Source organism: Ralstonia sp. AU12-08, assembly GCF_000442475.1.
In the GTDB taxonomy this organism is placed as follows: domain Bacteria; phylum Pseudomonadota; class Gammaproteobacteria; order Burkholderiales; family Burkholderiaceae; genus Ralstonia; species Ralstonia insidiosa.
The window spans coordinates 1-11,494 of record NZ_ASZV01000061.1 but is presented as its reverse complement, the minus strand read 5'-3'; the positions used below and the strand labels follow the sequence as shown (position 1 = coordinate 11,494).

Annotated in this window: 10 protein-coding genes; 8 read left to right on the top strand and 2 right to left on the bottom strand. The window is 59.8% G+C overall.

Annotation, left to right across the window (positions count from 1 at the left end):
• The coding region (locus C404_RS57940; RefSeq protein WP_021197786.1) for a DNA-binding protein at positions 1–476 on the bottom strand (476 nt) is incomplete at its 3' end.
• 598 nt (positions 477–1,074) lie between these two features.
• On the opposite strand from C404_RS57940, the gene C404_RS60510 reads away from it, so the two are divergent.
• Entirely contained in the window at positions 1,075–1,251 is a 177-nt protein-coding gene (locus C404_RS60510; protein ID WP_004635326.1) for a hypothetical protein, read from the top strand.
• Positions 1,252–1,854: 603 nt separating this feature from the next.
• On the opposite strand, the gene C404_RS57935 is transcribed toward C404_RS60510, so the two are convergent.
• Positions 1,855–2,313, bottom strand: a complete 459-nt coding sequence (locus C404_RS57935; protein WP_004635330.1) for an MgtC/SapB family protein — start codon at positions 2,311–2,313, stop codon at positions 1,855–1,857.
• A gap of 249 nt (positions 2,314–2,562) precedes the next feature.
• On the opposite strand from C404_RS57935, the gene czcN reads away from it, so the two are divergent.
• The 7 genes from czcN to czcR form a co-directional block, all read left to right on the top strand.
• A complete protein-coding gene (gene czcN, locus C404_RS57930) occupies positions 2,563–3,213 on the top strand; it encodes a heavy metal efflux RND transporter CzcN (RefSeq protein ID WP_020206397.1) in 651 nt (216 codons plus the stop codon).
• 314 nt (positions 3,214–3,527) lie between these two features.
• A complete protein-coding gene (gene czcI / locus C404_RS60205) occupies positions 3,528–3,875 on the top strand; it encodes a CDF family cobalt-zinc-cadmium transporter CzcI (protein WP_011229345.1) in 348 nt (115 codons plus the stop codon).
• Between the two features lie 75 nt (positions 3,876–3,950).
• On the top strand, positions 3,951–5,207 hold the full coding sequence (gene czcC / locus C404_RS57915) for a heavy metal efflux RND transporter CzcC (protein ID WP_024570390.1): 1,257 nt from the start codon (positions 3,951–3,953) through the stop codon (positions 5,205–5,207).
• 17 nt (positions 5,208–5,224) lie between these two features.
• Positions 5,225–6,787 (top strand): heavy metal efflux RND transporter CzcB, encoded by a 1,563-nt coding sequence (gene czcB / locus C404_RS57910; RefSeq protein WP_004635340.1) that lies wholly within the window; start codon positions 5,225–5,227, stop codon positions 6,785–6,787.
• A 16-nt stretch (positions 6,788–6,803) separates the two neighbouring features.
• On the top strand, positions 6,804–9,995 hold the full coding sequence (gene czcA, locus C404_RS57905; RefSeq protein WP_004635342.1) for a heavy metal efflux RND transporter CzcA: 3,192 nt from the start codon (positions 6,804–6,806) through the stop codon (positions 9,993–9,995).
• Positions 9,996–10,045: 50 nt separating this feature from the next.
• Positions 10,046–10,996 carry a cation diffusion facilitator family transporter gene (locus C404_RS57900; protein ID WP_004635344.1) on the top strand — a complete coding sequence of 317 codons (951 nt, stop codon included), beginning with the start codon at positions 10,046–10,048 and terminating at the stop codon, positions 10,994–10,996.
• 1 nt (position 10,997) lies between these two features.
• The coding region (gene czcR, locus C404_RS57895) for a heavy metal homeostasis two-component system response regulator CzcR (protein WP_021197785.1) at positions 10,998–11,494 on the top strand (497 nt) is incomplete at its 3' end.

The window sequence follows — 11,494 nt, the reverse complement described above, 5'->3', positions numbered from 1 at the left end:
GCGCACGCCGCCGCCTGGGCGGCGCACGCTACGGCCAGCGCGGTGTCGCGCGCGGCGAGCTGGCCGCGCACCTCGCTCAGTTCGGCCCGCAGCAGCTCGACCCGCAGTTCGGCCTCGGCGCGGGCGGCCTCGGCGGTGTCGGCTGTGGCTTGCGCCTCGCGCTTCAGGCGCACCACGTCGTCGAGCTGCACCGCGACCGCGGCCTGCCACAGCGCGCGCATCGCTTCGGCGATCTCGACCGGAATCTCGGGCAGGGCGAGGTCGGCCAGGCCCGAGCGCACCACCTCGGCCTCGATCGCGTTGAGCGTACGCGACAGCGTTGCAGGGTCACCGCCGCCCAGGCGGTCACGCAGCTTGCGCACCGACACCACGCGGCGAAAGCGTGCGGCCGTGGGCGGCGCCGCGTCGCCGGCCTCGGTGAGCATGGCCAGCACGGTGGCGCGGATCTGGTCGGGGGTGGCGGCGAGGCGGGGCATGGCAGTTTCCGGAGGCGCATTTCAGCCTATCTTACGCACATACCTAACGTTAGAAAAGCCATTTATGTGTTGCTTGGGAAAACCAAAGACGGATAAATCTAGTTATCTTGCGGAAACAATGGCTTCCAGCCACAGGGCGCGCTTGGCCGCGCGGCGGGGGCGGTCAACGTTCCAAAACCAAGGGGAAAAGGACCAGTCAGCAAGTGACTGATTTGACTAGGGTTTTAGGGTGGGCATCACCCTGGAACCCGCATGGCTGCTACGGGTGGCTACCCCGGTAAATTGCGGCGAAATCAAGGGGACCCCTGATCCAGACATTCGTCTATTCGCTGGCCTGGCCGCATATCCAGTGGGCGGCGATGCTGGTGGTGCGGCTGCGCCCGGGTGCGGGTAACTAGTCGCTGGACGAACTGTAGGGGGCGAGCACTAACCGTCTCGCGCGGCGGCTTGCGAACCATAGGTCGGCCCGCGGCCGGAAAAATGCTTGACCTTCCCTGCCGTGGGAACGTCCATATTAACCATGGGGGACAGAAGCCCCTGCGGCGTGGCAGGACCAAGTCGGCAGAGAGCATCGGATTTTCCGCCGGAGGTTAGTCAAATGGGCGTTCCGGGGCGCACGTTGTATGAAGAGGTCTTTGCGGTGTTCGAAAGGGCATGCCAGGAAAGCGATTTCGAGCTGGCCGAGGACCTCCTGCTCGCCCTAGAAGCGATGGATCGCCGGCAGGAAGCTCATCGGCAACTCGACCGCGCCTACCTGCTGCTAGCCGATCTCTGAGAACGGGAGTCCCCCGACTTTGGTTTCTACCTGCTTGCCATCGGCTGGCCAATGCCCCTGGGGACAGCAGTGGTCCTCTTCCATGCCTTAGCGTGCAATATTTTCCGTTTTCTGAAGTGACCCCTTCTTTACGGAGTCCCGCGTATACCAGTCGTTCTTCTCGACAACCGGCTCTTTGCGATAGTGCCGCATGACCCGAAGAAAGCACTCGAGAGGCTGTTCCTTCTTTCGTAACCATCGGGCCTAACGTCGTCGGAGACAATTGCACGTTCCGGCTAATTCGAGAAACATCGTCTATTTTGCAGAAAGCGGCCGCTAACCGATCGAGCGGGGGAGTATCCGAAGGTCTTGCGAGCGCCGAGGCAATTTCTTCCATGTGCGCCGGGCTGCAAGGAAACTCATGTCGATCGGACAGTGCGCTCACTTTGGCTTGCAGAGCCGGGTTCGTGCCCTCGTGAAGGTACGCAAACAGGTTGTAATCCAGGTAAATTCTCATGCGATGGAGTTTGCGTATTGTTAAGCGCGCTCATACGTTTGGGAAATGCTGGCCGAACCTGAAGTTGGCGCATTCGCGCTGCACGTGGCTTGGGAGCAGTGGGAGTCTTACTTCTTCGACATTTGAAGGATTCTGAGCACGATGAGTGCGAAGGCAGTCGCGACGATGGCCGTCACCGCATGGCCCATGCCGGCGGCCACGCCGATCGCGGCAGCAATCCAGATGCTCGCGGCAGTTGTGAGCCCCCTGACGTGTGTCTCATTGTCCGGCTTCAGGATCGCCCCTGCACAAAGGAATCCGATGCCTGACGTGAGACCCTGAAGCACGCGGCTCATGTCGGCAAGCTGCACGCCCGCCTGGAGGGGAACCACGACAAAAACGCATGCCCCCAGCGCGACGAGCATGTGAGTGCGCACGCCTGCGGATTTTCCCGAGCTCTCCCGCTCGTACCCCAGCAAGCCCCCCAAAACGATAGAGACGGTCATTCGAACGACGGCACGTACTGCCTCGGCAGCATTAGCGAGATCGGAGAATTCCGAGCTCAATGTGCGGATGATGTCGTTCATTGCGGAGCGTCTCTGGGTGTGTCCTGAAAATGGCCAAGACAGTCTATGTCGCAGAAGATGACTGTCAGATTGCCGAGCTATGACACAACCGGATTCGCTGGCCGGGGGGCAAGATTAACAACGTATTACATTTCGGCAATAAAGCCTGACAACGGAAGGGCAACCTTAGAATGCCGGCCATTAGTGCTCGTTTTCGCGCCAGTGTGTCCACTCGAAGTGCGCGACATTCTCCTCCAGCCCCCGAACCGCATGACCGATTCTTCAATCTCCCCGTCCCAACCCGCTGGTCTCTCGAGGGCGCTGGACAATTTCCTGACACGCCACCGCATCGGCGTTTGGCGTGTTGTCGTAACGTTTGTCCTGGCAAGTCTGGTCTTTGGCCATTCTCGCTGGGACGGTACCTGGGTGTCGCCGCTGCTGCTGACGCTGGGGATGTTGGGGGTGAGCCTGGCCACGGTCGGGCGGCTCTGGTGCGCGTTGTACATTTCCGGGCGCAAGAACAATACCTTGGTGACCTCGGGTCCATATTCACTGTGTCGCCATCCGCTCTATGTCTGCAACTTGCTAGGCATTATCGGACTAGGGGCGATGACCGAGTCGCTGGCGGTTACCGCAGTCCTGGCGCTCGCATTTGCGCTGATGTACCCGGCTGTCATCCGGACGGAAGACCGCTTTCTGGCTTCCGCCTTCCCGGAATTCGCCGAATACGCACGCCGTACACCAGCGTTCTTTCCCCGTCTGTCGCTGTATAGGGGGGAGTCGACATGGACGGTCCATGTGTCTTCCTTTCAACGCAATATTGCGGACTCGGTCTGGTTTCTCGGCCTGTCGGTGGTCGTGGAGTCGTTTGATTTGTTCCATGACGCCGGCGTCCTCCGGGCGGTCGTGACGCTTGCCTGATGCGGGCAACTCCGCATACACGTACAGCCATGCACTACGCTCACGTCTCCGATTCTGTTGTCGAGAGCATGCTCGTGATGCTGGTCGGCCTGATCGTCCTGTATGTGGGGTTCGCTGTCTATTTGCGGTGGAAGCATGGGCCCGCCCCCAAGCGTAAGACTGATGAGGGGCGAAAGCGGCACCCCAAAACGAGCAGGCGAAAGCGATAATCGTAATCTGCTCTTAATGCTGGTGATCGAGGATTCATGTAAACTTCGGCGACGGCCCAGCCGTTAGTACTTCAACCCCAAGCCCCCCGCACAGTCTCCCAAGGAATGCGACGTTTCGTTCTGATCTTCGTGCTGCTCATTTTGCCGTTCCAGTTTTCCTGGGCGGCAGCGGCACGCTATTGTCAGCACGAGAAAGCCACGGCCACTTGGCACCTTGGGCACCACGAGCATCGTCATCAGCAGCCGGAAGGTAAAACGGATGCCGAGAAAAAGCCATTCGTGGATACAGACTGCGGGGTATGCCATCTGGTCTCCCTCCCGTTCGTCTATGGACAGACGCAGGACGTGTTGATAGCGAATCGGGTAGAAGTGACCGATACTCAACATTCGTCCGAGTTCTCGTCTCTGAATGCCAGGGCTCCCGACCGTCCTCAGTGGCAGCGTCTCGCTTGATCGGCGAGACGACGACTCTTTTTCTCCTTTCGTCTCTCGCCGAATTCTCCTGGTCACATACCTTGGTGCAATTCGATGCGAAGACTATTTCTGCCGCTCGGGCTGGCGGTAGCATTTCTCAGCCCAAACTTTGCCGTAGCGCAATCTGACACCGGCACGTCCATGGTGCCCGTCTTCCCAAGGGAAGCGGCGGGACCGTTGACCCTCGAGGCCGCGTTGTCGCTGGCGGCAGGAAGCAATTTCAACCTGTCCGCCGCCGCCAAGGAACTCGATTCCACAGAAGGTGGGATCATGCAGGCCCGGGTTATTCCGAACCCGGAACTCCAGACGCTGGTCGAGGACACGCGGAAATCCACCCGTACATCCACCGCCCAGATGAATATCCCCATCGAACTGGGCGGCAAGCGCTCGGCTCGTATCAATGCCGCGGAAAGGACGCGCGAACTGGCGCAGGCAACGCTGGCTGGCGTTCGCGGTGACATTCGGGCGCAGGTAATCGAGAGCTTTTTTTCCGTCTTGATCGCACAGGAACGCGTCAAGCTGGCAACTGGCTCCGCGGATATCGCTGCGAGGGGCGCGCAAGCCGCTTCACGCCGCGTCGCGGCCGGCAAGATCTCCCCGGTTGACGAAACTAAGGCACGTGTCGAACAGGCCAACGCCGAACTTGAATTGGCCGAAGCAACGGCGAGCCTGCAGTCCGCCCGTCAGGCGTTGACGGCGTTGTGGGGCAATGCATCGCCGCAGTTTGCCGAAGCACAGGGCAATCTGGACGCGCTGCCATCCAGGCCGGCGCCTGAACTCCTTCAGAAGGAGCTGGAAAACTCACCGCTGGTGGCCGCAAGCCGCGCTGAACTTGACCGCCGCCAGGCATTGGTGGGCGTTGAGCGCAGCCGCCAGTATCCGGATCTGACAGTCAGTCTGGGTGCCAAGCGAGATACAGAAGCCAACCGCAACATGGCGGTGATCGGTGTGGCGATCCCGTTGCCGATTTTTGACCGGAATCAGGGCAACTTGTATTCGGCCATTCGCCAGGCGGACAAGGCCCAGGATGAATATCTGGCCAATCGCATCAGCCTGACCCGAAATCTCCTGATGGCATCGAACCAGCTGTCGGTATCGCGCGCCTCGGCACAAACGCTGAAGCAGACCGTCTTGCCAGGCGCCGAGCAAGCCTTCAACGCGGCGACCATTGGCTTCGAGGCCGGCAAGTTCAATTATCTGGACGTCCTGGATGCCCAGCGCACGCTGTTCCAGGCACGCATCCGCTATCTCGGCGTGCTTGGACAAACCTATCAGGCGGCGACCACGATCGATCGCATTCTGGGACGTTAAGACGGGATTCATAAAACATGGCTATTTCGAACAAACAAAAGGCTGCCATTGCGGCCATCGTACTGGTGGGCGGCGTCGCGACTGGTGGCGTTCTGCTGAGCGGGCGCTCTGCGCCGGAAGAGCAGGGTGGGCACTCGGAATCCAAGGGGCATGGCGACACCGAGCACCATGGCAAGCAGGCGGCGGAAGCCGACCACAAGGATGACAAGTCACACGGCGACGGCGAGCATCACGAGGTCAAGAAGGGCCCCAATGGTGGCGCGCTCTTTTCGCGTGATGGCTATGACGTCGAAATTGGCACGGCCGAATCCAAGGGCGAGGCCCGTATTCGGCTCTGGGTTAGCAAGTCTGGGAAGGCGGTGGCAAATGGCGTGGCAGCGACAGGCCAGCTCGTGCGGGCTACGGGCGAGTCTCAAGCGCTCAAGTTCGTGGTGTCTGGCGACGCGCTGGAAAGCCAACAGCCAGTTGCCGAGCCCCATGTCTTTGACGTGACCGCAAATGTGACCTTGCCCGGTTCGTCTTCGCCACTCGCCGTGCGGCTCTCGAAAGAGGAAGGCAAGATTGAGTTGACAGCGGACCAGCTGGCCAAGACAGGGGTAGTGGTTCAAACCGCGGGCTCGGCAAAGGTCCAGGCTGGCGTCCAGTTCCCCGGCGAAATCCGTTTCAACGAAGACAAGACAGCCCACGTGGTGCCGCGACTGGCTGGCGTCGTAGAGAGCGTTCCGGCCAATATTGGGCAACAGGTTAAGAAGGGACAGGTTCTCGCGGTCATCGCGAGCACCGGACTTTCTGACCAGCGCAGCGAACTGCTCGCAGCACAGAAACGTCTGGATCTGGCGCGTGTCACTTATGACCGCGAGAAGAAGCTCTGGGAACAGAAGATCTCTGCGGAGCAAGATTATCTGAGCGCCCGCAACGCGCTGCAGGAAGCGCAGATCAGTGTCCAGAACGCGCAGCAGAAGCTGACCGCCATTGGCGCCAGCAACAGCTCGACGGCACTCAATCGCTACGAGCTGCGCGCACCGTTCGACGGCATGATCGTTGAAAAGCATATCTCGCTTGGGGAAGCGGTGGCGGACAACGCCAACGTGTTCACGCTGTCGGATCTGTCGTCCGTCTGGGCCGAGTTCGTGGTGTCTGCCAAGGATGTCGAGCGGGTGCGCATCGGCGAAAAGGCGTCGATCAATTCGGCATCGTCCGATGTGAAGGCAGATGGCACCGTTTCATACGTGGGTTCGCTGCTGGGCGAGCAGACGCGGACGGCGAAGGCCCGCGTAACATTGACCAATCCACAGATGGCTTGGCGACCGGGTCTCTTCGTCACGGTCGACGTATTCGGTGCTGATGTCGAGGTGCCCGTTGCGGTGAAGACCGAGGCCGTCCAGGACGTCAATGGCGAGAGCGTAGTCTTTGTCGCGGTTCAAGGTGGATTCGTGCCGCAGCCGGTGAAGGTCGGCCGGACAAACGGCAAGGTCATCGAGATTGTCGAGGGCCTGAAGCCGGGCGCACGTTACGCCGCCGCCAACAGTTTTGTTCTGAAGGCCGAACTTGGCAAATCCAGCGCCGAACACGGCCATTGATACGGGGGAAACAGCAATGTTTGAACGTATCATTAGTTTCGCCATCCAGCAGCGATGGCTGGTCCTGCTCGCCGTGTTTGGAATGGCCGGGTTAGGGATTTTCAGCTACAACCGACTACCGATCGACGCGGTCCCTGACATTACCAACGTTCAGGTTCAGGTCAATACCTCGGCACCAGGCTATTCACCGCTCGAAACCGAACAGCGTGTTACGTATCCGATCGAGGTCGTGATGGCCGGCCTGCCGGGACTCGAACAGACGCGTTCCCTGTCCCGCTATGGCTTGTCGCAGGTGACGGTCATCTTCAAGGATGGCACGGACGTCTATTTCGCGCGCCAACTCGTCAACCAGCGCATCCAGGAAGCCAAGGACAATCTGCCTGAAGGCGTTGTGCCGGCGATGGGGCCTATTTCGACCGGCCTCGGGGAGATCTATCTATGGACCGTTGAAGCCGAAGAGGGTGCTCGCAAAGCTGACGGGACTGCCTATACGCCGACAGATTTGCGCGAAATCCAGGATTGGGTGGTACGGCCGCAACTGCGTAACGTGCCCGGTGTCACCGAGATCAATACTATCGGTGGTTTCAACAAGCAGTACCTGGTCGCGCCGAGTCTTGAACGGCTAGCGTCGTACGGGCTGACGCTGACCGACGTCGTCAATGCGCTGAACAAGAACAACGACAACGTGGGTGCGGGCTACATCGAGCGTAGGGGCGAGCAGTATCTGGTTCGTGCGCCGGGTCAGGTTGCGTCCGAAGACGACATCCGCAACATTATTGTCGGTACAGCGCAGGGGCAGCCGATCCGCATTCGCGACATCGGGGATGTGGAGATTGGCAAGGAACTGCGTACCGGTGCGGCAACCGAGAATGGCAAGGAAGTTGTGCTGGGCACGGTATTCATGCTCATCGGCGAAAACAGCCGGGCTGTGTCAAAAGCGGTCGATGAAAAGGTCGCTTCCATTAACCGTACGATGCCGGAAGGTGTGAAGATCGTAACGGTATACGACCGGACACGTCTGGTCGACAAGGCCATTGCGACCGTCAAGAAGAACCTTCTTGAAGGCGCGGTGCTCGTCATCGTAATTCTGTTCCTTTTCCTGGGTAACATCCGCGCGGCGCTGATTACCGCGACGATCATTCCGCTGGCGATGTTGTTCACCTTCACGGGGATGGTGAACTACAAGATCAGTGCGAACCTGATGAGCTTGGGCGCGCTCGACTTCGGCATCATCATCGATGGCGCGGTGGTGATTGTCGAAAACTGTGTGAGGCGACTGGCGCATGCGCAGGAACACCATGGCCGGCCATTGACGCGCTCCGAGCGGTTCCATGAGGTGTTTGCCGCAGCGAAGGAGGCGCGTCGCCCACTGATCTTCGGTCAGCTCATCATTATGATCGTCTACCTGCCGATCTTTGCGCTGACGGGGGTGGAAGGCAAGATGTTCCACCCGATGGCGTTCACGGTCGTCCTGGCGCTGCTGGGCGCGATGATTCTGTCCGTGACGTTCGTTCCGGCTGCGGTCGCCTTGTTCATCGGCGAACGGGTGGCCGAGAAAGAAAATCGTCTCATGCTCTGGGCGAAGCGTCGCTACGAGCCGCTGCTGGAAAAGTCGCTCGCGAACACGGCCGTTGTATTGACGTTTGCCGCGGTGTCAATTGTTCTGTGCGTGGCCATTGCGGCCCGCCTGGGCAGCGAGTTCATCCCCAATCTGAACGAAGGCGACATTGCCATCCAGGCGCTGCGCATTCCTGGCACGAGCCTGTCGCAGTCCGTGGAGATGCAGAAGACGATCGAGACGACCCTCAAGGCAAAATTCCCCGAAATCGAGCGCGTGTTTGCGCGGACAGGTACGGCGGAGATTGCATCCGATCCGATGCCGCCGAATATTTCGGATGGCTACATCATGCTCAAGCCTGAGAAGGATTGGCCAGAGCCGAAGAAAACACATGCCGAACTGCTGTCCGCCATCCAGGAGGAAGCCGGCAAGATCCCCGGGAACAACTACGAGTTCTCCCAACCGATCCAGCTGCGGTTCAACGAGCTGATCTCCGGGGTCCGCTCGGACGTCGCAGTCAAGATCTTCGGCGATGACAACAACGTGCTCAGCGAGACGGCGAAGAAGGTATCGGCCGTGCTGCAGGGCATCCCCGGCGCGCAGGAGGTGAAGGTAGAACAGACCACCGGCTTGCCGATGCTGACGGTCAAGATCGATCGGGAGAAGGCGGCGCGATACGGGCTTAACATGAGCGACGTGCAAGACGCGGTGGCAACGGGCGTCGGAGGCCGTGATTCCGGAACCTTCTTCCAGGGCGATCGTCGTTTCGATATCGTGGTCCGCCTGCCCGAAGCTGTGCGCGGCGAGGTCGAGGCTCTGCGCCGATTGCCGATTCCGTTGCCAAAAGGAGTGGACGCGAGAACGACGTTTATCCCATTGAGCGAGGTGGCGACGCTGGAAATGGCGCCCGGCCCGAACCAGATCTCGCGCGAGAACGGCAAGCGCCGCATCGTGATCAGTGCCAACGTTCGTGGACGTGATATTGGTTCATTCGTGCCCGAGGCGGAAGCGGCTATCCAAAGCCAGGTCAAGATCCCGGCTGGCTACTGGATGACATGGGGTGGCACCTTTGAGCAACTGCAGTCCGCCACCACCCGCCTGCAGGTGGTAGTGCCGGTGGCGCTGTTGCTGGTCTTCGTACTGTTGTTTGCGATGTTCAACAACATCAAGGATGGCTTGCTAGTCTTCACGGGCATTCCCTTTGCGCTGACTGGCGGGATTCTTGCCCTGTGGATACGCGGCATTCCGATGTCCATTACTGCAGCGGTGGGCTTCATCGCGCTGTGCGGGGTGGCGGTGCTCAATGGTCTGGTGATGCTGTCGTTTATCCGATCGCTGCGCGAAGAAGGGCATTCCCTCGACAGCGCGGTCCGAGTTGGCGCCCTGACGCGACTGCGTCCGGTGCTGATGACGGCCCTGGTGGCATCCCTGGGTTTCGTGCCGATGGCCATCGCCACCGGTACGGGCGCTGAGGTGCAACGTCCCCTCGCAACGGTGGTAATCGGTGGCATCTTGTCGTCCACGGCGCTGACCCTACTGGTGTTGCCGGTGCTCTATCGACTTGCTCACCGCAAGGATGAGGACGCGGAAGATACTCGCGAGCCAGTCACTCAGACGCATCAACCGGATCAAGGCCGCCAGCCTGCATGACGTAAATCCTTGGGCGGTCATCGTACCGCCCAATTTTTATAGGAGTTTCTATGGGCGCAGGTCACTCACACGACCATCCCGGTGGCAACGAGCGATCGCTCAAGATCGCCCTTGCGCTGACCGGTACGTTCCTGATTGCCGAAGTGGTCGGTGGTGTCATGACGAAGAGCCTGGCGTTGATCTCCGACGCCGCGCACATGCTCACGGACACCGTCGCACTGGCCATCGCACTGGCTGCTATTGCGATCGCCAAGCGACCCGCGGACAAGAAGCGGACATTTGGCTACTACCGTTTTGAGATTCTTGCCGCGGCCTTTAACGCATTGCTGCTGTTCGGTGTGGCTATCTACATCCTGTACGAAGCCTACCTGCGGCTGAAATCGCCACCTCAGATTGAGTCAACCGGCATGTTCGTCGTGGCTGTGCTGGGCCTGATCATCAATCTCATCAGCATGCGCATGCTGTCCTCCGGGCAAAGCAGCAGCCTGAACGTGAAGGGTGCTTATCTGGAAGTCTGGAGCGATCTGCTCGGGTCGGTTGGCGTCATCGCCGGTGCGATCATCATCCGCTTCACGGGCTGGGCGTGGGTCGACTCCGCCATTGCGGTGCTGATCGGCCTCTGGGTACTGCCTCGCACGTGGATCCTGCTGAAGTCGAGCCTGAATGTGCTGCTCGAAGGCGTACCCGATGACGTGGATCTGGCAGAGGTTGAGAAGCAAATTCTGGCGACGCCCGGGGTAAAAAGCTTCCATGACCTCCACATCTGGGCACTTACCAGCGGCAAGGCGAGCTTGACGGTTCATGTCGTGAATGACACGGCCGTCAACCCGGAAATGGAAGTGCTACCGGAATTGAAGCAGATGCTGGCTGACAAATTCGATATCACGCACGTGACCATTCAGTTCGAACTGGCACCATGCGAACAAGCGGATGCAGCTCAGCATTTCAATGCATCGCCAGCACTGGTCGGATCGAAGTCGCTTGCTGCAGGAGGAAACTAAGGTGCGGGTACTTGTTGTAGAAGACGAACCGCGTACTGCGGAGTATTTGCAGAAGGGATTGTCGGAGTCGGGTTTCGTGGTCGACATCGCGAACAATGGTGGCGATGGGCTCCACATGGCGGAAGAGACCGACTACGACGTCATCATCCTGGACGTCATGCTGCCAGGTATGGACGGGTGGACGGTCATCAAGTCCATTCGATCCAAGTCCGAGACACCCGTACTGTTTCTGACGGCGCTGGATGATGTGGCGGATCGTGTCAGAGGCTTCGAGTTGGGGGCAGACGATTACCTGGTCAAGCCCTTCGCCTTTGCCGAGCTCCTTGCCCGTATCCGGCGTTGCTTGCGCCAAAGCACCTCGAAGGAGTCCGAGCGATTGCGCATTGCCGATCTGGACATCGACGTGCTTGGAAGGCGGGTATTCCGGGGAACTACCCGCATTGAATTGACGAATCAGGAGTTCTCGCTGTTGCACCTGCTCATGCGCCGGAGAGGGGA